At 71.0% G+C, this 21758-nt stretch carries 20 protein-coding genes; 4 read left to right on the top strand and 16 right to left on the bottom strand.

Annotated features, from left to right (window positions below; translation table 11 throughout):
• The first annotated feature begins 572 nt into the window (after nt 1–572).
• Complete coding sequence (locus ACRX5S_RS34200; protein WP_436777097.1) at nt 573–1133, top strand: hypothetical protein; 561 nt, start codon at nt 573–575, stop codon at nt 1131–1133.
• A 30-nt stretch (nt 1134–1163) separates the two neighbouring features.
• On the opposite strand, the gene ACRX5S_RS34205 is transcribed toward ACRX5S_RS34200, so the two are convergent.
• Nucleotides 1164–1586, bottom strand: a complete 423-nt coding sequence (locus ACRX5S_RS34205; RefSeq protein ID WP_436777098.1) for an ATP-binding protein — start codon at nt 1584–1586, stop codon at nt 1164–1166.
• Nucleotides 1587–1938: 352 nt separating this feature from the next.
• On the opposite strand from ACRX5S_RS34205, the gene ACRX5S_RS34210 reads away from it, so the two are divergent.
• Together ACRX5S_RS34210 and ACRX5S_RS34215 are read left to right on the top strand one after the other, a co-directional pair.
• A complete protein-coding gene (locus ACRX5S_RS34210; protein ID WP_436777099.1) occupies nt 1939–2496 on the top strand; it encodes a hypothetical protein in 558 nt (185 codons plus the stop codon).
• 84 nt (nt 2497–2580) lie between these two features.
• Nucleotides 2581–4326, top strand: a complete 1746-nt coding sequence (locus ACRX5S_RS34215; RefSeq protein ID WP_436777100.1) for an MDR family MFS transporter — start codon at nt 2581–2583, stop codon at nt 4324–4326.
• Here ACRX5S_RS34215 and ACRX5S_RS34220 read toward each other — a convergent pair.
• The 3 genes from ACRX5S_RS34220 to ACRX5S_RS34230 all read right to left on the bottom strand — a co-directional run bounded on the left by ACRX5S_RS34220 (nt 4241) and on the right by ACRX5S_RS34230 (nt 7230).
• On the bottom strand, nt 4241–4846 hold the full coding sequence (locus tag ACRX5S_RS34220) for a hypothetical protein (protein WP_436777101.1): 606 nt from the start codon (nt 4844–4846) through the stop codon (nt 4241–4243). The genes ACRX5S_RS34215 and ACRX5S_RS34220 overlap by 86 nt on opposite strands.
• Nucleotides 4847–5482: 636 nt before the next feature.
• Entirely contained in the window at nt 5483–6619 is a 1137-nt protein-coding gene (locus ACRX5S_RS34225) for a damage-control phosphatase ARMT1 family protein (RefSeq protein ID WP_436777187.1), read from the bottom strand.
• 143 nt (nt 6620–6762) lie between these two features.
• The gene (locus ACRX5S_RS34230; RefSeq protein WP_436777102.1) at nt 6763–7230 is read right to left on the bottom strand and encodes a hypothetical protein; all 468 of its coding nucleotides are present in this window, start codon (nt 7228–7230) and stop codon (nt 6763–6765) included.
• A 274-nt stretch (nt 7231–7504) separates the two neighbouring features.
• On the opposite strand from ACRX5S_RS34230, the gene ACRX5S_RS34235 reads away from it, so the two are divergent.
• The gene (locus ACRX5S_RS34235) at nt 7505–8110 is read left to right on the top strand and encodes an AMIN-like domain-containing (lipo)protein (protein ID WP_436777103.1); all 606 of its coding nucleotides are present in this window, start codon (nt 7505–7507) and stop codon (nt 8108–8110) included.
• Nucleotides 8111–8168: 58 nt separating this feature from the next.
• Here the strand turns inward: ACRX5S_RS34235 and ACRX5S_RS34240 are convergent, their stop codons facing one another.
• From ACRX5S_RS34240 to ACRX5S_RS34295, 12 genes are all read right to left on the bottom strand, one after another.
• The gene (locus ACRX5S_RS34240; RefSeq protein WP_436777104.1) at nt 8169–8678 is read right to left on the bottom strand and encodes a hypothetical protein; all 510 of its coding nucleotides are present in this window, start codon (nt 8676–8678) and stop codon (nt 8169–8171) included.
• Nucleotides 8679–8733: 55 nt separating this feature from the next.
• On the bottom strand, nt 8734–9357 hold the full coding sequence (locus ACRX5S_RS34245) for a class II aldolase/adducin family protein (protein WP_436777188.1): 624 nt from the start codon (nt 9355–9357) through the stop codon (nt 8734–8736).
• A gap of 59 nt (nt 9358–9416) precedes the next feature.
• The gene (locus tag ACRX5S_RS34250; protein WP_436777189.1) at nt 9417–11006 is read right to left on the bottom strand and encodes a BCCT family transporter; all 1590 of its coding nucleotides are present in this window, start codon (nt 11004–11006) and stop codon (nt 9417–9419) included.
• A gap of 421 nt (nt 11007–11427) precedes the next feature.
• Complete coding sequence (locus ACRX5S_RS34255) at nt 11428–12468, bottom strand: ABC transporter ATP-binding protein (RefSeq protein ID WP_436777105.1); 1041 nt, start codon at nt 12466–12468, stop codon at nt 11428–11430.
• Nucleotides 12465–13268, bottom strand: a complete 804-nt coding sequence (locus ACRX5S_RS34260) for an ABC transporter permease (RefSeq protein WP_436777106.1) — start codon at nt 13266–13268, stop codon at nt 12465–12467. Before ACRX5S_RS34260 ends, ACRX5S_RS34255 begins: the two co-directional genes overlap by 4 nt.
• Nucleotides 13261–14046 (bottom strand): ABC transporter permease, encoded by a 786-nt coding sequence (locus tag ACRX5S_RS34265; RefSeq protein ID WP_436777107.1) that lies wholly within the window; start codon nt 14044–14046, stop codon nt 13261–13263. Before ACRX5S_RS34265 ends, ACRX5S_RS34260 begins: the two co-directional genes overlap by 8 nt.
• 636 nt (nt 14047–14682) lie before the next feature.
• Nucleotides 14683–15732 carry a hypothetical protein gene (locus ACRX5S_RS34270; RefSeq protein WP_436777108.1) on the bottom strand — a complete coding sequence of 350 codons (1050 nt, stop codon included), beginning with the start codon at nt 15730–15732 and terminating at the stop codon, nt 14683–14685.
• A 408-nt stretch (nt 15733–16140) separates the two neighbouring features.
• A complete protein-coding gene (locus tag ACRX5S_RS34275) occupies nt 16141–16344 on the bottom strand; it encodes a hypothetical protein (RefSeq protein ID WP_436777109.1) in 204 nt (67 codons plus the stop codon).
• A gap of 37 nt (nt 16345–16381) precedes the next feature.
• Complete coding sequence (gene arcC, locus ACRX5S_RS34280) at nt 16382–17317, bottom strand: carbamate kinase (protein ID WP_436777110.1); 936 nt, start codon at nt 17315–17317, stop codon at nt 16382–16384.
• Between the two features lie 271 nt (nt 17318–17588).
• Complete coding sequence (argF, locus tag ACRX5S_RS34285; protein WP_436777111.1) at nt 17589–18590, bottom strand: ornithine carbamoyltransferase; 1002 nt, start codon at nt 18588–18590, stop codon at nt 17589–17591.
• 42 nt (nt 18591–18632) lie between these two features.
• Entirely contained in the window at nt 18633–19862 is a 1230-nt protein-coding gene (locus tag ACRX5S_RS34290; protein ID WP_436777112.1) for an arginine deiminase, read from the bottom strand.
• 69 nt (nt 19863–19931) lie between these two features.
• A complete protein-coding gene (locus ACRX5S_RS34295) occupies nt 19932–21377 on the bottom strand; it encodes an amino acid permease (RefSeq protein ID WP_436777113.1) in 1446 nt (481 codons plus the stop codon).
• Between the last annotated feature and the right edge of the window lie 381 nt (nt 21378–21758).

A 21758-nucleotide genomic window follows, 5' to 3' on the forward strand; every position in this document is an offset into this window, starting at 1 on the left:
GGCCGTGCGGTGGGGCGGTGTTCGGCGGCGCACCTGCTTCCGGTCGGCGAGCCGGGCGACGCGCCCGGCACGCCGTTCCGCGTGCCTGGTCCATGTGCTGTTCGGAGAACGGTAACCCATTCCGCGGGAACCGAAGGGCACGGCCACCCGTCCAACCCAACGATCCGCCGCGCCGCCGCGGTTCCTGGTGGAGCGGGTCACCGGTGCCTCGACAGGGTGAAACTCCGCCTGTCGCGGCGCTAGCATCGCAATACGCCGGTCGGAGCCGAGGCTCCGTCAGGCGGCCGGAATGGGGGGAATTTCCATTTCCGCGTGTCATCCGAAGGGGGGGTCCTCCGGATCGCGCGGTCACCCGTCACGGCCGAAGTCGCTTCACCCTGCCCGCACACGCCGGCAGGGCGTTCCCACATGGACCGGCTTGGACACGGAGACGACAAATGAATGCCTACTGGGGTCACCAACGACGGTCGTCGTCCCCGCAGCAGATGCCCCCGCCGTACGGGCCCGGCAACCCTCCGGGGTACACGCCGCATTCGGCACCGCCGCCGCGCGGAGACCGCAGCGGGAGGCTCATGGTCGTGCTCACCCTCGTGGGCACGGTCGCGACGGTCGTGAGCGTGCTGCTCGCCATGGGCATCGGCCCGTTCGACCTGTCCGCCGACAAGGACGGCAAGACGTCCGCGCCCGTCGCGCCGGTGGCGAACGGCTCCGGGGGCGCACAGACGCTGGAGGGCTGGGTCGCGAAGGTCAACGAGGTCTGCGGCAAGGAGACGAGCGAGTTCACCAACCGCCTCCAGGCCAAGGACGCCGCTCTCGACGCGGGCGACCTGCCTGGCTACGCCGCGGAGTTGGCGCAGTTGTCGCGCCGCATGGACGGCATCGTGACGCAGCTCAAGGCCGTGCCGCTGCCGGAGGACGGCGACGCGGAGCAGTGGCGCGAGGCGTACATCAAGCGGTCCGAACTCCTGGCCGAGAGCGCCGCGCACGCGTTGGCGATGGCGGAGCCGGGGACCGCCGAGGCGGACGTCCGGACGTCCGCGGAGATGTCGGACGCCAAGCTCGCCGAGTTGGACACCCTGGACAACGACGAGATCAAGCCGCTCGCCGAGAAGCTCGGGGTCTCCTGCCCCTGAACGCCGAACCGCCACCCGCGCGGAGCACCGTCACGCCACCGGCCACGGCAGGATGACCCACAGCGTCTTGCCGTCGGCGTGCGCCTCGATGTGGATCTGGCCGCCGGTCTCGTCCACGATGCGGCGCACGATCAACAGCCCGCGCCCGGACGTGTCGTCGACCGTCTCCAGCAGCGCGACGGGGCGGTACGGGTGCCGGTCGCGGACGCCCAGCCACAGCCATCCGTCGTGCACCGTCAGGGTCACCACGATCTCGGGCGACACGACGGCCGCGTGCTCGACCGCGTTGGTGATCAGCTCGGACGCGATGAGGCGCAGGCCGTACCCGAGGTCGTGGTCGCTCGGCAGTCCCCAGTAGGTCAGGTGGTCGGCGAGGGCGCGCCGGGCCTGCGGGACGGCGGCGGGCTCAGCGGGCAGCGTGAACCAACAGGACCTGTCGTATCCCAGAGTCACGGGGCCCACCTCCTCGCGCGGTGGTCCAGCCTAATGCCCCGGACGGGGGTCCGATCATGGGCAATGGAGACGACACGTACCGTAGCCGCCCGCTTCCGGTGGCGCGCCACGGCGCACGCCACGGCGTGGACCATCGCGCGCGTGATGCAAGTGGATTGACGGATCGTCACATGAACACGAAACGTTGATCGATCGCGTGTGTGAAGTACGCGGATCGTGGGCAAGACCGTGGCGTCTGCGTATGTGACGGCGCACCCGAGGGGTGTGCCCATATCCGCGCGTTGCGGTGTCGGAGCCCCCGTCCAAGATGGTTCCGGCAACCGCCGCTCAGTCCCACAGAAGGGTGATGCGGGTGGACGACAACCTGGACGCGCTCGAACGGCTCATGCTGGCCAACCTGCTCGAAGGCCGCCAGCCCCGCCGTCGGGCCACCACGATGCCCCGGGCACAGCGCAACTCCGACTCCCGGCAGTCCGCGCCCCAGCAGCGCAACCAGTCCCGTAACCAGCCGAGGCACGCCCCCGCGGCACGCGCCTCGATCCCCGGCCCGTCGGCCCCGCCCCAGGTCTCCGACCTGCGGCAGACGCGGCTCCTGGACATCGGCCGGGTCATCAAGCAGATCGACCCCCGCACGACACCGGAGTGGCGCTCCGAGATGGCCGCCGCGTGGGTGCGCCTGAACCTGTCCGCAGCACAGGTGCACGCGTGGCTGACCGCGGGCCTGCTCCCGGCGCAGCACGAGCTGGCCAAGGAGTGCATCGAACGCGGCCTGACCCCCGCCGACATGAAGTCGCGCATCGACGGCGTCCGCGTCGTGGAGCGGCTGCGCGGCGACGGTGTCGACGGCATCGTGGACATCCTGCGCCGCAACGGCTGGAAGCCCGCCGCGACCCCCACGGCAGCCGCCTAGCGGAAGCGCGTCCGCACCGACACACGCGGCCCTGGACGCGTCGGCCTCGTTGACTTCGTTGCAAACCACATCTAGTTTGCGGCCATGCCACCAGGGGATACCGCCGGCATCGCATCGCCGTCCCACCCGACACCCGGGTCCCCGACGTCCGAGTCCTCGGCGTCGCCCCTGACCCGGCGCCAGATCCTGCTGGCGTTCTCGGGGTTGATGCTCGGCATCCTGCTCTCGTCGCTCGACCAGACGATCGTCGCCACCGCGCTGCCGACGATCGTCTCCGACCTCGGCGGACTCGACAAACTGGCGTGGGTGACCACCGCGTACGCGCTGGCCATGGCCGTGTCGACCCCGGTGTACGGCAAACTCGGCGACCTGTTCGGCAGGAAGTACCTCTTCCAGACCGCCATCGGCGTGTTCCTCGTCGGCTCTGTGCTGTGCGGGCTCGCGCAGTCGATGGGCACGCTCATCGCGTTCCGGGCGATCCAGGGACTGGGCGCGGGCGGGCTGATGAGCAACGCACAGGCCATCGTGGGCGACCTCGTGCCGCCCGCCGAACGCGGCCGGTACCAGGGTCTGATCGGCTCGATGATCGCGCTGTCCACGGTCGGCGGCCCGCTGCTCGGCGGCCTGCTCACCGAGGCGCTGTCGTGGCGGTGGATCTTCTACGTGAACCTGCCGCTGGGGGCCGTCGCCCTCGTGGTGACGAGCTTCGTGCTGCGGCCCCCGACGTACCGCCGCGAGCGCAAGCCGCTCGACTGGCTCGGCGGCGTCCTGCTGTCCTGCGGTACGGCGGCGCTGATCCTGTCCACGACGTGGGGCGGGACGACGTACGCGTGGACGTCGCCCCAGATCCTGCTGCTCGTCTCGGCGACTGTCGTGCTGCTCGCGCTGTTCGTGCGGGTCGAGACGCGGGTGGTGGACCCGCTGATCCCGCTGCGGCTGCTGTCGCAGAACGCGGTGGTGCGGGTCGCGTGCCCGCTGACGCTGGTGGCCGGCTGCCTCTTCATCGGCGTGGGCACCTTCCTCCCGCTGTACGAGCAGATCGTGCACGGCAAGGGCCCTACGGCGTCCGGGCTGCTGCTGGCCCCGATGATGCTGGCGATGCTGATCAGTTCGACGGTGTGCGGCCGCCTGGTCTCGCGGATCGGCAAGTACAAGCGGTTCCCGGTGGGCGGCACGCTGCTGGCCGCGCTCGGGCTCGGACTGCTCGCGACGCTCGGGGCCGGGAGCCCGTACTGGCGGCTTCTGGTCGCCCTGATCGTGCTGGGGTTGGGACTCGGGACGATCGGCCCGGTCACCACCCTCGCGGTACAGAATTCGGTGGACCACCGTGATCTCGGCGTGGCCACCGCGCTGAATTCCTTCTCGCGGTCGATCGGTTCGTCGTTCGGGGTGGCCGTACTGGGCGCGGTGTTCACGCATCGCCTGGCGACGGGGCTCTCGGCAGCCGAGGAACAGGCGCTGGGCGGCGACCACACGACGATCACCCGCGAGCGGATCGACGCGCTGCCGCCGGACGCGCACGCGGCCGTGCTGGACTCGTTCGCCGGTGCGCTGGCCTGGGTCTTCGCGACGGCGGTGCCGATAGCGCTGTGCGGATTCCTGCTCGCGCTCGTGCTGCGCGAACTTCCGCTGCGCAAGGGTCCGGTCGCCGCGGTGGCGGCGGAGCCGACGGCTCCCGGCGAAATGCCGGGGTCGGAGTCGGGATCGGAGTCGGGATCGGGATCGGGGCCGGAGTCGGCGTCGGCTAAATCCGCCGCCACGCCGACGCGTCCGCCTGCGGTACGACGACGGCCGAAGACGCCACCGCGAGAGGGGCGCGGGCGGGACTGAGCGGTTCGGGCAGACGCATCGGCGGCCGCCCGATGCGAAAGCACGCGACGGCGTGCAGGTCGACGAGGTCCATCGCGGCGTCCCAGACCCAGTCCTGCGGGTTCACCGCGAGGAGCGGATTTGCGGCGAGGCTGCGGACTGCGAGTTCGCTGAGATCCGCGACGAGCGCGTGGCGTCCCAGGTCCGCGAGGCCCGCGAGCAGGACGGCGATCTCGCCGACCCGCCGGATCGCCGGTCTCTGCGGACCCGCGAGCGCGACCGCCATCGCCCGTATGCCCGGCAGATCCGGACCGCTGCCCGGGGCGAGCGCCGGTTCGAGCCGGACCAGGTCCACCCCACGCGGCCGGACGCCCGTCTCCGCGACCGCGGCCTCCGCGGTGAGCAGCGCCACCAGCGCGTCGTCGAACTCGTCCGCCCCCACCACCGCCGGCGGCTCGGCGAGCGCGGCGCCGCCCGCGCCATCGCACGAAACCCCCTGCGCCGTCCCGGGTTTGGCCTGGATCTTCACAAGATTTCCCATGCCCACCATGCAAGCCGAGCCCGACCGCCGACACCGGAAACCTTGAGACGAATCACCCGAACGAGGTACGACCCTCACGTACCGCATACAAACGGCTGGCTGCCCACCGGGCAATTCGCGCAGGCCAACGCCCACAACGCCACGAGCCGTCCACCCGCCGACCCGCCTGGCGGCAAGCCGCGAGGGCCACCGCCCGCGACACGGCCGGTGTGGCGCCAGGGGCTGCCGCGGAGGCAACCGCACTCCGCCTCACCACACACGAATAGCCGGCCGCCTTCCCGGCAACCGGCACACCCCGACACCCGCAACCCTGCCGGTGCGGCAACGTGGGCCTCCACCACCGGCCGATCCGCGCATGGGCGCGCCTCACACCGAGGGCCAGGCGCTTCCCGACAACCGCAGCGCCAACACCCGCAACACCGCCGGCGAATCGCCCACGGGCGGCCGCGCAACCGAACTAATGCGGTGGCCAACTTTCACCGGTTCTCGCCGCCCAGCACGGCGCCTGGCCGCGTTGCAGGACCTCGCGAGTACGACTGGTACGAGCTTCGGCCCTGCGCTTGGAGGGCCGCCAGGCCCGGCGAGCGATGCACCGCACTGAACGACGAGAACCGGCAAACGTTTGTGGCCACCGCACTAGACGCGGGCCTGGATGACGGCGTGGTGCCCGCTCGTGCGCCAGTTCGGGTCCGTGGCGTCCAGGCGCGTCTCGGTTGCCGGGGCGAGTCCGACGACCACGTCGGACTTCAGGGTGCGCAGGGCCGCCACCGGGCCGGGGAATCGGGCCACCGCGTCCGCGAAGGGCAGAGCGGCCGGCCAATGGCGATCGCCCACCAGGCGGCGGTAGTTGAGGTCGCCCTTCATGATCGTGAGCGTGGCGGCGGCGAAGTCGGCACGCAGGTCGCCGGGCATCTCGGCGTACGGCAGCGGCGCGCACGAGAACGGGTGCGCGCGGACCACGAGGCAGCCGGACTCGACCTCCCGCCACAGGCGTTCGCCCGCCTCGGCGGCCGCTCCGGACGCGGCGCGGAGGCGGCGCAGGCAGGCGAAGGTGTCCGCGGGCGTCGCGTCCGATACGTAGTAGGGGTGCGGCTTGACGTGCAGCACGACGGCTTCGGCGAGGCCCGTGTGCAGAAGGTGGTCGGCCAGCACGAGGTCCGGCAGCAGTTCGGGGCCCGCGTTGTCGGCGACCAGGCAGACGCGTCCCGGGTGGTCCGCGAGGTGCGTCCAGATCGCCTCGCGGTCGTCCGCGAGCAGCGGCCCGGACGCCCCGCCGCCGTCGCCCGCGGTGATGCGGAATCCGAGGTCGGCGCGGTTGCCCCAGAGGGAGGCGGTGAGCAGGGCGTCCCCGACCGCGCGCCGGTCGGCCGACCGCGGCAGGTCGTCGAGGGCCGCCAGCTCGCCGTCGACGGCGCTGCCGTGCAGTTCGGCCGCCTTGGCCGGGGCGAACGGGTCGACGCCGTGCCAGACTCCGGCGTCGAAGTAGCCGAGCACGCCGAGCAGGCGACGGTAGAAGTAGCTCTCCGCCCAGAGGAACGAGGTCTCGCTCCAGCGGCGCCCGTACTTGCCGTCGCCCCAGGCGGCCCAGCGCCCGGCGTCGTGGGCGTCGTCGGCGAGGGGGCGTACCGCCCCGGTCAGCGTCTCGTCGAGCAACTCCCCCAGCATGTGCCGCTGTTCGGCGGTGAGGGGGAGGTCGGCGCCGAGTTGGTGGATCAGCCGGGGATGCCGCTCGTGGAAGACGCCCCACGCGAACGAGCCTGGGACGTCCCACATGACCTCGGTGCTGGAACCGCCCACGCCGCTTCTCCTCGACACCGCCCGGCAGATGCGTCGAGCCTATGTCGTGTCCGGAGGTTCCCAGCGGACCCGCGGGCCGTGGCACGCGTGGTCGCCGCGTCGCGTCTCGCGTGCAGGTGTCAGGTCTTGCTCGGCGACGCCTCCGGACTGGGTGCTGGCGGGGCGGAAGTAGGCGACGCGGACGGCGGCGGCGTCCCCGGAGTGGACGGCGGGTCGCTCGGCGCGTCGGCCGAGGGGCTGACGGACGGCGCCTCGGGCGGATCCGGCAAGTCGTCGTCGCCGCCGAACGACGGCTCCTCGGGGCGCACCGACGCCGCCTCGGCGGGCGGCAGCGGGACGCCGCTGTGCCGGTCGCCCGGGGTGGCGGCGGGAGCCGGAGTACGCGCGCCGGGGCGGGAGTTGTCGCCGCCCGCCGGGGCCCTGCCGGGGGCCGCGCCGCCCGCGGGATCCTCCGCGGGGGCCGCGCCCGGCGCCGGGACGTTGCCCGCCGGGGCGACCTTCTCGTCGGCGCCTCCGCCGCACGCCGTGGCCGCACCCGCGGCCAGGACGACGACGGCACACCAGGATCCGACGCGGCGCCGATCCATGCAACAGCCTCCAGGGGTTCCCGTGGCGGCGCCGGGAGGCGCCGTGTCCCGGAGTACGTTGACGCGCGCCGCGACGGCACGCCAGTCAGAACACCCCGATTCATCCGCATGAGTGAAAGCCGGTATGCAACCACCACTCGAACGGACAAGATCGACTTAACATCACTGAACCTGACGAACCGGAGCAACCCGGCGAGAAGCCCAAGGCGTCTTCACGAAGACACACGAAGACACAGGCGCGCTCCGCACCTGAACGATCCGCGGGAGGTCCCCCGTGCACCTGTCCCCCACCGACTCCGAGCCGTCGCAGCCGCGCCGTCGCACGCGCGTTTCCCGTACGACCCGCTCCGCCGTCGCGACCGCGGCGGCGGGCGCGTTCATCGCCCTGGCGCTGCTCCCGGTCACCGCCGCCCAGGCGGCCGCTCCCGCGGCCGTGACGCGCACCGTCGCCGCCGCGCCGACGGCGGAGTGCGCCGAGCCCGCCGCCGCCCCGACGTACCTGACGAACATCCGCACCGGCAGGCACGCCGGGTTCGACCGGATCGTGCTGGACTTCTCCGGGAACGTCCCGGCGTACGGGTCGATCGGCGGGCCGGACCAGCTCCAGTACTGCGGCTCCGGCCAGACCGTTCCGCTGACCGGCGCCGAGTACACCGAGATCACCACGAACGCCGCCGCGCACGACGAGAACGGCGACCCGACGTACCCCGGCCCGCGGCTCGTCTACACGCCGCACCTGGCCAAGGTGACCGGGTTCGCGGTGACCTGCGACTTCGAGGGCCACCTCAACGTCGGGTTCGCCACCAAGGCGGGCGTCACCGAGATCCACACGTTCCCGCTCACCAACCCGGGCCGGATCGTCATCGACGTCCGCTACTGACCGAACCGCGACACCGCCAGGCACCACCGATCGACCGGACCGGCCGCCCGAAGGAGCGTCACCAGGCGGCCGGTTCGGCGCGCACGAGCATGTGGACGAGCATCCACAGGGCGACCAGCCCGGCCAACCACCCCCACGCGGCGAGACGGCGCATCAGATGACCGCCCGTGACCACGCCCACGGTTCCGGTGACCCCGATCACCGGGGCGGCCAGCCACGGGAGGGTCCGGCGGACGTGCCCGCCGAGTTCGGTGCACCACCATGTGTCGGGCCCGCCGGAGCACATGTCCGAGGCCGCCTGTGCGACCCCCAGCGAGACGGTGCTGACGAGCGTGGCCGACCACATGGCCACCAGGACCACAGCCAGGACCCCGACCCGGGCTCGCTCACGCGGCGGCTCGCGGACGAACCCCCATTCGTCGACGTCCAGCTCGACGTAGCCCCCGAACCCCGGACGCCCGGCCGCGTCGGTCCACGGCTCCGCGGGCACGTGGAAGCGCTGGATCCGCTGCGTCGGACGGTAGACGGATGCGGCGGAATGCCTGGGCGGCGGTTCCCACTTCGTCATGCGCCCATAGTGGTGCGCGCCCACGCATGTCCGCGACGGCATACGCGATGTCCGGCTAAGTAGTCATCCGCCGTTCCACATCCGCGAGTTCGTCGGCGCTCAGCAGGCGCGGGCCGCCCATGCCGCAGGCGCGCACATAGACCTCGCACAGCCATTCCAGGATCCGGGTGCGTTCGAACGCCTCGTCGAGGTCCGCACCCAGGGTCACCCCTCCGTGGTTCGCCAGCAGCGCCGCGTGCCTGCCGCCGTGCAGCGCGGCGCGTACGTTGCCGGCCAACTCCGGTGTGCCGTAGGTGGCGTACTCCGCGACGCGCACGTCGTGGCCGCCGAAGAGCAGCACGTTGTAGTGGATCGCGGGCAGGGTGGTCCGCGTTGTCGACACCACGGCACCGAAGACGGAGTGCGTGTGCACGATGGCGCGCGCTTCCGGGGCGGCGTCGTACAGCGCGAGGTGCATCGGCGTCTCGGAGGACGGCGCGTGCGTGCCCTCCACGACCTTGCCGTCGAGGTCCACCACCGGGCAGTCGCCGGGCGCCATCCGGTCCAGCGGTACGCCGGTCGGCGTCACCGCCACCAGGTCGCCGTCGCGCACACTCAGGTTCCCCGAGCTGCCGACGACGTAGCGTTCGCCCACCGCGCGCCGCCCGTATGCGCACAGCTCCGCGCGCGCCTCCTCCATGAGCACGGCGGCTCCTCCGTCTTCCCTGTCGCAGGGCGGTCCGAGGGCTCGGGTGCCGGTCAGATGCCGCCGTGGCGACGATCGTACGTCTCGGGCTCGGCGTCCTCGCCGACGGTCACCCGCATCGCCTCGCCCAGACCGCGAGGCCGTGACCTGCGGCGTTCGTGTCTGGCCGCGGGATCGGCGCGCAACTCCATGACAAGAGCCACGCACAGCGCCATCATCACCACCACGAACGGCAGGGCGACGAGGATGGTGGCCTGCTGGAGGCTCTCCAGGCCGCCCGCGAGCAGCAGCACCGAGGCGACCGCGCCGATCAGCGTGCCCCAGATGACCACGATCCACGACGGGGGACGCAGCGATCCGTTGGTGGTGAGGGAGCCCAGCACCAGGGACGCGGAGTCGGCACCGGTGACGAAGTAGAGCGCCACAAGGACCATCGCCACGGTGGCGGTCAGCCCGTAGAGCGGCATCGCGTCGAGCATCGCGAACAGCGCGCTCTCCGGCCCCTCCGCGGTCTTCGTCACGAGATCGGCCTCACCGGTCTGCTGGATGCGCAGCGCGCTTCCGCCCATCACGGCGAACCACACCGTGCTGGCACCGCTCGGCACCAGGAGCACGCCGACCAGGAACTCGCGTACCGTGCGACCGCGCGAGATGCGGGCGATGAACGTGCCGACGAACGGGGCCCACGACAGCCACCACGCCCAGTAGAACACCGTCCACTTGGCCAGCCACTCGGTGCCGATGAAGGCGCCGGTCCGGGTCGCCATGTTGGTGAGGTTCTGGAAGTAGTTGCCGATGGACGACGGCAGCACGCCCAGTATGTAGACGGTCGGTCCGACGACGAACACGAAGACCATCAGCACCACGGCGAGCACGACGTTGGCGGTGCTCAGCCACTTGACGCCGCGGTGGATGCCGCTGAAGGCCGACACGACGAAGGCCGCGGTCAGCGCGCAGATGATGATGACCTCAAGGCTCTCGGTGTCCTTGACGTCCATCGTCAGGTTGAGGCCCTTGGCCACCTGGAGTGCGCCGAGGCCGAGGGAGGTCGCGGAGCCGAACACGGTCGCGAAGATGGCCAGGAGGTCGATCGCCTGTCCGGCACGGCCGTTCGCCCGCTCGCCGAGGAGCGGCACGAAGGCCGAACTGACCCGGTTGCCGCGTCCCATGCGGAAGGTGGCGTACGCGAGTGCGAGCCCGGCCACGTCGTAGATCGCCCACGGATGCAGCGTCCAGTGGAAGAGCGTGTACTGCATCGCCGCGCCCGCGGCCCCGCCGGTGCCGGCCGAGGCACCGGATCCCGGCGGCGGCGTCGCGAAGTGCTCGATGGGCTCGGCGACGGCGTAGAACATCAGGCCGATGCCCATGCCCGCGCTGAACATCATCGCGACCCACGGGAGCGTGCCGAACTCCGGCTCCTCGTCGTCCCGGCCGAGCCTGATGCGCCCGAAGCGGCTCAGCGCGAGGTAGACGGCGAGCAGCAGGAAGACGTCGGCCGCCACCACGAACAGCCAGCCGAAGTTGTCGATGACCCAGTCGAGGGCGTTCCCGGCGGTGCTGTCGAGGGAGTCCTGCGCGAACACGCCCCACAGGACCACGGCGAGGACGAGGCCGAATCCGAGCGCCGCGACGACCGGGTCCACGACGCCGCGCCCGGACGGGGACGCGGCACCGCGGGAGTCGGTCGGACCGTTCCGCTCCGTGCCGTCGTTGGTGCTGGCCACAGGACCTCTGCATCCGCTCGGGAATCAATGACTATTGCCGGTTTTGCTGCCTGTTTGGACTAATTTCATGGCAATAGTCCGCCCGTCATCGTAGGGAGTGCGGGGGATGTGGCCTTGGGGGACGCGCCGAGTGCGGGGCTTTGTCGTCGGATCGGCGGTACGCGCGGCACCGGGGTGCTCATCGGGGCGCAGCACGTGTGGTGCCGCGTGTGGGTGCGCGTGGGTGGGTGCGCGTGGGTGGGTGCGCGCGCGTTGGTGCCACGCGTGCACGCCCGCGGCTCACGCGCTCCCCGGTGCCGGACTCGCGGTAGACCGCGAGCCACGTGTGCGCGCCCGCGGCTTACGCCCCCTGCGCGTACAGGCGGGCGACGACCTCCTCGATGTCCGGTTCCAGAACCGCCACATCGCGCAGGCCGCCGAGCTGCGCCAGGCGCGCGATGAGGCCGCCCGCCGGCACGCCGTCCAGCGCGAAGACCACCCGGTGCCCCTCGTCCTCGACGCGGTCGACCTTCGCGCCTGGTACGTGCGGGAGTTCGTCGTACGGCGTGTCCAGGTCCACCACGACGCGCCGCTGCGACCCGTGGCGCGCGTGCAGCTCCGCGAGCGTCCCATCGTGTACGACGCGCCCGTGGTCGACCACGACGAGCCGCGGGCACAGGCGTTCGATGTCGGCGAGGTCGTGCGTGGTCAACATGATCGTCACGTCGCCGCCGGCCCCGAGGTCGGCGAGGAACCCGCGCAGCGCCTGCTTGCTCACCACGTCGAGGCCGATCGTCGGCTCGTCGAGGAACAGCACCTGCGGGCCGTGCAGCAGCGCCGCGGTGATCTCGCCGCGCATGCGCTGGCCCAGTGAGAGCTGTCGCACGGGCGTGTCCAGGAAGGGGTCGAGGTCGAGCAGGTCGCGGCAGGCCGCGAGGCGGTCGGCGTGCTCGGCCTCGGGGACGGCGTAGACGTACCGCAGCATCCGGAACGACTCGCGCAGCGGCAGGTCCCACCACAACTGCGAGCGCTGCCCGAAGACCACGCCGATGCGGCGGGCCAACTGCTTGCGCCGCGGCACCGGCTCCACGCCGCACACGCGCAGTTCGCCGCCGCTCGGGGTGAGAACGCCGGTCATCATCTTGAGCGTGGTCGACTTGCCCGCGCCGTTCGGACCGATGTAGCCGACGGTCTCGCCTTGTCCGACCGTCAGGTCGACACCCGCCACCGCGGCGACGGTGTGGGTGCTGCGCCGCAGGCGGCCCGCCTTGCGCTTGACGGTGAACTCCTTGCTCAGCCCGGCGGCACGGATGACCGGGGCCTCCGCGGCGGCGAGCGTGTTTTTGCCGGTGGCGGTGGCGGCGTCGGTCGTCGCGGGGGTGACTCGCGGGGTACGGCTCATGATCCTGTGCTCCTGTACTGACGGATTCCGGTACGCCACAGCAGCAGCGCGACCGCCCACGCGACCGCCGCGACGGCCGGGGTGCACCACGCCACCCACGCCGGGGTCCCGTGCGGGTCCGGGCGGCCGAGCAGGGCCAGGGCGGGCTGATACCCGGCGAAGGCGAGGCCGAGGCCGTACGCGAACACCGAGCGCAGCCACGACGGGTAGACAGTGATGGGGTACGAGCCGAACTGGCGTCCCCCGTACGTGAACGCGTTGGCCATCTCGCCCGAGTCGATCCACCAGAACGCGACCGTGGCGCCCGCAACGAAGACCGCGGAGAACAGCGCGGCGGCCGACACGGGAGCGACGACGGCGAGGACCGCGCGGGCGGGCGTCCAGTCGAGATCGGCGTACGCGAGCACCGCGACGTACAGTCCCGCGCTCTGCACCACGCGCCCGACCTTGCGGAACGGGAAGTCGGTGGCGAGCAGTTGGCCGAGCGGGCTGAGCGGGCGGACCAGGACGCCGTCCATCAGGCCCATGCGCACGTAGCGGTTGACGTCCTCGATGTTGCCGACCGCGAGATCGGCGATGTGGAAGCCGAACTCGCACAACGCGGCGATCAGCAGGGCCTCGCGCAGCGAGAACCCGCCGAGCTCCGGGGTCACGCGGAACATCACGACGATGGTCAGGATCTCCAGGACCGTGATCACCGAGGTCAGCCCGGCGTCCAGCACGAACGACAGGCGGTACTGGCTCTGACTGCGGATCTGGGCGCGTACAAGGTGCCGGTACGCCCGCGCGGAGTCACCCACCCTGTACCACCAGGCGGACGACGGCCCTGCGCTGCACGACGACGCACAGCCCGAACATCGCGGTGGCCCACGCGAGTTGCAGCAGCACCATGGCCACTGTGGTGAACCCGGACGTACGTTCGACGGCGGTGTCCAACGGGATCTGGAACATGCCGGGGAACGGCGTGCCGCACCACAGCACCCACTGGGCCCACTCGGGCAGGAAGCGCAGCGGGAAGTACGACCCGCTCAGAATGCCGACCGCGAGCGTCCACAACATGATCGGGCCGCGCACGTCCAGCAGCCAGAACGCGGACAGGTTGACGAGGTAGCGCCCGGCGAAGCTGATCAGCGTGGCGGCGGCCACCGAGATTGCGAACAGCGGGTAGGTGGCGGCGTGTTGCGGGAGGTACATGGTGTAGAAGACGAGCCCGAACAGTACGGGCACGAGCAGGCGCCCGAGCAGGGCCTGCGCGGCGCGGCCGAGGTCGGCGGCGGCGTACGCGGTCAGCGGGTCGACCGGGCGCAGCAGATCCGAGGTCACGTCACCGGCGGCGACCCGGTCGGCGAGTTCCTTCCAGTTCCACATCCACACGACGTTGAGCAGGCCTTGGCCGACCCAGACAAACGTGACCAGTTGCGCGGACGTGTAACCTCCCGGCCGCCCGCCACCGGCATCGGCGACGGCGGTCAGAACGGCGACGAGCATCGCGCCGAACACGACATTGGTGAAGACGCCCGCGACCATGGCCTGGCGGTACGTCGAGTACCGCCGGAACCCGGCGGAAGCGAGCGCCACGAAGCAGCGGACGGATTCGATCCCCCGTCCGCGAACGGACGGTTCAGTAGGTGGTCGCGGGCATGCGGCGGCAGACGGCACGACGAACTCCTCTGGCGCCGGGCACCACGAAGCACCCGACGCTCGGCGTCAGTTGGGTCGGTCGCTCTTGGTTTCGCCGCGGCGGTCCTGATACGGCAATCAGCCGCCGACCGCGCACGGCACCCCGGGCAAGGCCGTACACACTACCCGACGGCGCGACTCCGGTCGGCACGAATTCACCCCCACGTGCAACCGGACGGACGCGCCCCCACCGCGCCGCCGCTTCCCCCGACCGCCCGACCACCCCGACGACAACGCCGCAACTCAATGCGCAACCCACGCGACCCGCCCCAAATACAGTGCCCCGCCGCACCGCCCAAGACCGCGCGCGCACCGCACCCGCTGCCCCAAACGCGCGAGCGACCACGCCGCTTCCGCAATGCCCGCCCGCGCCCCCAAGCCAGCCGTCAGACCACCGACTACCTGCTAATGACCCGCACGCCACCCGCCCCCCTACGCACACGTGACAAGACCCCACCGCAGAGCCTCGACCGCCGGCGGGTCCGTCGGCGGTCGCGTGTGTTGCCGCCTCGGAGTGCTGGATCTGCTCCGGTTCTAGTCGAGGTCGTCGGGGTGGGTGCCTTCGGGGCGCACGCCCAGGCCGGGGAAGTCGACGTAGCCGCCGCTGGTCCACGCGCGGACGCGCATGCCGGAGGCGGCGGTGATGCCCCACTCGGTGAAGGCGTCCAGCAGCAGGCCGCCCGCGCGGCGGCCGTGGTCCGCGCCCGGGCGCAGCCAGACCCGACGGGACAGGCCGGGGATCCCGCCGAGTTCCAGGCGGTCCTGGCCGATGCGCAGTTCGACGGTGCGGCTCGGCCGGGCGACGTCCCCGATCACCAGCAGGATCGGCTCGATCCAGCCCACCAGCGGCAGGTCGGTGACGGCGGACGCGAGCAATTCGGGCAGCGTGACGGCGAAGTCGTCCCAGTCGCGCGGGTCGGGGCCGAACGGCAGGAACAACTCGGCGAGCGCCATGTCGGGACGACTGACACACCACGCGTACGGCAGCCCCGTGAGCCCGGGAGCGCGCGCGAACCGCCGTTGCTCCCGCGCCTCCCACAGCATCGTCGGGAACAGCTCCATCGTCAGCGCACCGCGCGCGTGGTCGCGCGCGAGCCGCAGCGTTATGGCGCGGCTGCGCCACCGCAACCACGCGCCGGGGCCGCCGCGCCACGGCGCCGGCCCCATCGCGGCGGTGACCGCGGCGACGAGGCGCGTGTGCGCGGCGTCCAGTTCGCGCTCCCGGTCGCGCGGGAATGCCGCGCCCGGCAGCCCCCACGACTCGCCGGACAAGCCGGCGCCGAAGCCGAGGTTGCGCCCCGGTCCGGAGGGCGCCGGGAGGTCGGGGCCCGGGGTGGGGACCGGTATCGGCACCTCGAAGTGCAGTGCCGGGCACGGATCAACATCCTCGGCCGGTTCCCACCGGCACAGCAGACCCGGTACGCCGGGATCCAGCTCCACAGGGTCGTGCGCCGCCGTGCGCCATGACAACGTGGCGACCACGCGCTCCAAGTCGTCGCGCGTCCACGTGCCCCAATCGGCCTCGCGGGCGGCCAGTAGTGTCCGGGTGAGGGTGTCGGCGGCAGGCATCACTGAAGCGGCCATATGGGTGATGGTGACACCACAACGGCCTTTTCGGCAGTCGCGCGTGCGAGGGACCTCGCCCGGTCGGCGCCGGCAACCGCTCTGCCGCTGGTCAGAGCCCCTGCCCCCGGATCTGCCGCACCCGCCGCCGCGACTTCGGGAATCGTCGACGGTGACGCGGCGCGGACCGGGTGGGAGACGGCTGGGAGATCAACTTCTGCGGCGCCCCTCACGACCGCCGTCCGCCCCGCCTTTGCCTTCCGCTCTGCGCTTCGGCCCGCCCGGCGCCCGCCCCGACTGCCACCCCGCCCGCGCCTTCCTCGGCAACGGCCTCGGCCCGATCGGTTGTGTCCTAACGCCGTCCAGCGCGCCCGCGGAGCATCCGGCAAGCCGGGAACCACCCGGCGCAAGGGCCGCCCAACAGCGCTCTCAGACTTCGCGTTCCCGGCCCAAGTCCTGTTGCGGTGCGTTGTTGAGCTCGGCCATGACCTGCGCCTGATAGACCAGTTCGCTCATCTCCCGCTCGGAGTCGCCGGCCGCCCGGGCAGCGTTGGCCGCGGCCGGCGGCGCCGCCGCGGCGCTGACGCCGTCGTGGGTCTCGTGCGAGACGCCCTCCCATTCCGCCATGGGCACGGCAAATCGGTGGAGGCGTGCCGTGGCAAGGGTGTGGTCAGAGAACGCCGCGCTCGGGGTACTGCCCGCTCGGGGTGACGATGGTGCCGGCCTTGCCCGCCAGGATGTCCGCGGCCTGCTCCAGCGACCCGATCGCCGCCATGTCGCCCGTCATCTCCACGAAGTGGCAGACGGCGTCGACCTTGGGACCCATGGACCCGGCCGGGAAGTCCTCGCCGCGCAGGATCGCGGGAGTGGCGTTCGGGATCTCCTCGGCCTGCGGCGTACCGAACCCCCGCATGACGCGCGGGACGTCGGTGAGCAGCAGGAGTGCGTCGGCGTCCAGCGCCTCGGCGAGCAGGGACGCGGTGAGGTCCTTGTCGACGACGGCCTCGACACCGACGAGTTGGCCGAGTTCGTTGCGCATGACCGGTACGCCGCCGCCGCCCGCGCACACCGCGATGGCCCCCGAGTTGAGGAGCTGGCGGATCAGCCGCGTCTCGACCACCCGGCGCGGCCGGGGCGAGGGGACGACGCGGCGCCAGTACTGCCCGTCCTGCTTGACGGTCCAACCGCGCTCGGAGGCCAGCGACTTGGCCTCGCCCTCGTCGTAGACGGGGCCGACGAACTTGGTCGGGTTGTCGAACGCGGGGTCCGCCGCGGACACGAGCGTCTGGTTGATCAGCGCGCACACCTGGCGTCCCGGCAGCGCGTTCTGCAAGGACTGGAGCAGCCAGTAGCCGATCATCCCCTGCGTCTCGGCGCCGAGGACGTCGAAGGGGTACGGGATGGTCAACGACTTGTCTGCGGCGGATTGCAGGGCGAGGACGCCGACCTGTGGGCCGTTGCCGTGCGTCACCACGAGCTCGTGTTCCTCGGCCAGCGGGGCCAGGGACTTGACCGCCTTGCGGATGTTGGCGAGTTGGATGTCCGCGTCGGGCTTGTCCCCACGCTGGAGCATCGCATTTCCGCCGAGGGCGACGACAACGCGCATGATGTTCGCTTCCCTTCTGGGGACAACGGACCCGGAACGGCCGGACCGGTTGGCAGGGCCGGGTTGCAGGGCCGGGTTTGCACGGCCGGCTTGCGGGGCCGGGTTTGCACGGCCGGCTTGCGGGGCCGACTTGCAGGGCCCGGACTGCACCTGATTTGCCAATGGATGCTGATAAATCAGACACGGTTTGGCTGGACGCGGTGGCGTCCGGTGGAACGCGTACGCCCGGCCTCCCGAGCCGGAGCCCGGGCGTACGCGGCTACCGGGGCTGTCAGTCGCCGAGCGTCGCGACCATGATCGCCTTGATGGTGTGCAGGCGGTTCTCCGCCTCGTCGAACACGATCGAGAAGTCCGCCTCGAAGACCTCGTCGGTGACCTCAAGGGCTTCCATGCCGGTCTTCTCGTAGATGTCCTCGCCGACCTTGGTGTGCCGGTTGTGGAAGGCCGGCAGGCAGTGCATGAACTTGACCTTGGGGTTCTCGGTCGCCTTCACCACGTCCATGTTGATCTGGTACGGCTTGAGCAGCGCGATGCGCTCGTCCCAGACCTCCTTGGGCTCGCCCATCGAGACCCACACGTCGGTGTAGAGGTAGTCGACGCCCTTGACGCCCGCCTTGACGTCCTCGGTGTGCGTGATCGTCGCGCCCGTCTTGGCCGCGATCTCCTTGGCCTTGGCGATGATCGCGTCGTCGTTCCACAGGGTCTTCGGGGCGACCATGCGCACGTCCATGCCCAGCATCGCCGCGGTGATCATGAGCGAGTTGCCCATGTTGTTGCGGGCGTCGCCGAGGTACGCGAAGGAGACGTGGTGCAGCGGCTTGTCCGAGTGCTCCTTCATGGTGAGCATGTCGGCGAGCATCTGGGTGGGGTGCCACTCGTCGGTGAGGCCGTTCCACACCGGGACGCCCGCATACTTGCCGAGTTCCTCGACGTACTCCTGCTTGGAACCGCGGTATTCGATGCCGTCGTACATGCGGCCCAGGACGCGCGCGGTGTCCTTCATCGACTCCTTGTGGCCGATCTGCGAGCCGGTCGGGTCGAGGTAGGTGACGTTGGCGCCCTGGTCGTGCGCCGCCACCTCGAACGCGCAGCGCGTGCGGGTCGAGGTCTTCTCGAAGATCAGCGCGATGTTCTTGCCCTTGAGGCGCTTCTGCTCGATGCCGGCGTACTTGGCGGCCTTGAGGTCGGCGGCGAGGTCGATCAGGAACCTGAACTCCTGGGGCGTGAAGTCCAGTTCCTTGAGAAAGTTGCGGTGACGCAGGTTGAAAGCCATGTCTCCAGTGTTTCTCTTCGTGCGGTCGGGCGGATCGGGGGGTCAGGCGACCGGGTCGCGCTCCACGGGGCAGCTCATGCAGCGCGGTCCGCCGCGTCCCCGGCCCAGTTCGCTGCCGCGGATGGTGACGACCTCGATGCCGTTCTTGCGCAGGAACGTGTTGGTGGTGACGTTGCGCTCGTAGGCGAAGACCACGCCGGGCTCGACCGCGAGCACGTTGCAGCCGTCGTCCCACTGCTCGCGCTCCGCGGAACGCACGTCCTGCGTGGCGGTCAGGACGTTGATGCTGTCCAGGCCGAGCGCGCGGGCGATGGCGTTGTGCATGTCCTCGGCGCGGTGGTCGCTGACCTTCAGCTCGTCGTCGCCGTCCCCCGGCTCGATGGTGTACGAGGGGAGCATTCCCATGCCGGCGTACTTGGTGAACGTCTCGCCGTCGAGCATCGTCATGACCGTGTCGAGGTGCATGAACGCGCGCGCCTTCGGCATGCGCAGCGCCACGACCTTCGTCGCCGACCCCTTGTCGAACAGCGAGCGGGCCAGCGCCTCGACGCCCTGGGGCGTGGTGCGCTCGCTCATGCCGACCAGCACCGCGCCGTTGCCGATGACCAGGACGTCGCCGCCCTCCATGGTGGCGGGGTACGAGGACTGCCCCGGATTCCACACGTTGAAGTCGCCCTTGGCGAACATCGGGTGATAGTTGTAGATCGCCTCGAAGTGCACGGTCTCGCGGCGGCGCGCGGGCATCTGCATCGCGTTGATCGTGACACCGTCGTACACCCACGCCGAGGTGTCGCGCGTGAACAGGTGGTTCGTCACCGGCGTGACGACGAAGTCGTCCAGGTCCATCGTGTGGAACGCAACGCTGAGCGGCTCCTCGATGTGGTCCAGGACCTCGCGCTTGGTGATGCCGCCGATGAGGTGGGTGACCAGGGTGTCGGTGTCGAAGTTCTCGAACAGGCCGCGCAGTTCGTCGACGGCGAGCAGGCCGTACGCGCGCTCGTCGAAGACCCGGTCGAGGATCAGCTTCTTGGCGGCCGGCTCGCCCCCCACGGTGTCGCGGAGGAGTTCGGCGAAGAGGTAGACCGTGATGCCGCGGTCCCGCAGCGCGTCGGCGAACGCGTCGTGCTCCTCGCGGGCCCGCTTGACCCACAGGACGTCGTCGAAGAGCAGTTCGTCCTTGTTGGTCGGGGTCAGCCGCTTGAGCTCCAGGTCCGGTCGGTGCAGGATGACCTGCTTGAGCCGCCCGGTCTCCGACTGGACGTTGAAACCCATGGAACCTCCTTGGCAGTGCGGGGGTTTCCCGCGGTTTTCCGGGCCGCCGCGCTGGTGGCGCGGCGGGTGTCACTTGGCGGACCCGCGCTCGGGGCCGTCGCTGGGGAACGTGCCGACCGCGTTGCCGGACGCGTCGTGCATGACCTCGTTGGGCCCGTACTCGCCGCGCGCCGCCTTGACCCAGATGTAGACCGGGATGCCGACCAACAACAGGATCAGACTCTTCAGGACCGCGTCGGCGCCGGAGCCGTAGACCATCCAGATGGTGAACGCCAGGCCGACGATCGCGACGGTGAGGTCCCTGGCCAGCTTGCCCCGGCTGACCGCCCGCTCGCGGGTGACCAGCCAGAAGAGCTGGGCCGCGGCCGAGAACAGGTACGGGATGACGGTGGTCACCGTGGCCAGCAGCAGGATGTCCTCGAACGCGTCCTCGGACCACAGGTAGTTCATCGCCATCACGATGATGGTCAGCGTGGTGCCGATGATGATGCCGACGTATGGCACTCCGTTGCGCATCCGGGTGAACGCCTTGGGGAACATCCCGTCGCGGGCCGCCGCGAACGGCATCTCGGCCACCAGCATGGTCCAGCCGTTGAGTGCGCCGATGCCGGAGATGATGGCCATCGCGGCCATCGCGCCGCCCCACATGCTGCCGCCGAACATGTTGTTGAGCGCGTCGGAGAACGGCGCGGTGGAGTCGACCAGTTCACCGTGCGGGACGGTGCCCATGATGGCGATGGTGGACAGCATGTAGACGGCGGCGCAGGCGAGGCAGCCGTAGACGGAGGCGCGCGCCACGTTGCGCTCGGGGTCGCGCACCTTCTCTGCGGCGATCGCCACGGCCTCGATGCCGGAGTACGCGAAGACCACCAGCGCGGCCGAGGTCTGGAGGGCGTCCAGGAAGTCGCCGCCGCTCGCGTTGAACGGGCCGAAGTTTGCGCCCTTGATGAAGAACAGGCCCACGACGGCCACGAAGATCAGCGGGACGAACTTGAGGATCGTGGTGATCAACTGGAAGGCGCCCATGTTCTTGACGCCGGACAGGTTGATCAGTGCGGGGACGGCCAGGCCGACGAGGGCGATGAGGATCTTGCCCACCGTGCTGTCCCAGTGCAGGAAGTAGTTGACGTAGCCGACCCACGCGACGGCGATGCCGGCGTTGCCGATCCAGGCGGTCAGCCAGAAGGACCAGGCGGTGAGGAAGCCGGCGAACTCGCCGAAGGCGTCGCGGGCGTACGCGTACGGGCCGCCGGACGCCGGGATGCGGGCGCCGAGCTTGCCGAAGATCATCGCGATGAGGATCGCGCCGATCGACACCAGCCCGAACGCGAGGATGGAGACCGTCCCGTACTGCGCCAGGGTGGCGGGGAGCAGGAAGATCCCGGTCCCGATCACGCCGCCGATGACGAGGGCGGTGGCCTGGGCGAGTCCGAGTGACCCGGTGGGATCCGGCCCGGCACCCTCCGGTGCGGTCGCGCTGCTCGGCGCGCTGGACGGAGCCGGTGCCTGGCTCATCGCGTTCCTCCTCGGGCCCATGTACCAAGAGACCAATAAGTCCCTTTTATTGGGCTATGCCAGATTACTGGCACTCCCGCTGTCTGCGATCCGTCTCCTCCAGTCGGGCGGAACCCGGACGCGGAAGTCGCGAATCGGCGAAGCCCCCGACCCTTTGCATTCGGGACGTTAGGCATAAAAAGGACAGATGACGCCAACGGCGCTGCTGATACCCACTTCTGGTGGTGCATCACTCCTGGCGGGACCGGGATTTTCCGCCAGTCGGGTGACGGACCGTCCGTCATTTGCCGAGGGGCCGGGCCGGGGGGGGGGGGGGGGGGGGGGGGGGGGGGGGGGGGGGGGGGGGGGGGGGGGGGGGGGGGGGGGGGGGGGGGGGGGGGG

Source organism: Yinghuangia sp. YIM S09857, from assembly GCF_051388915.1.
Taxonomy (GTDB): Bacteria; Actinomycetota; Actinomycetes; order Streptomycetales; family Streptomycetaceae; genus Yinghuangia.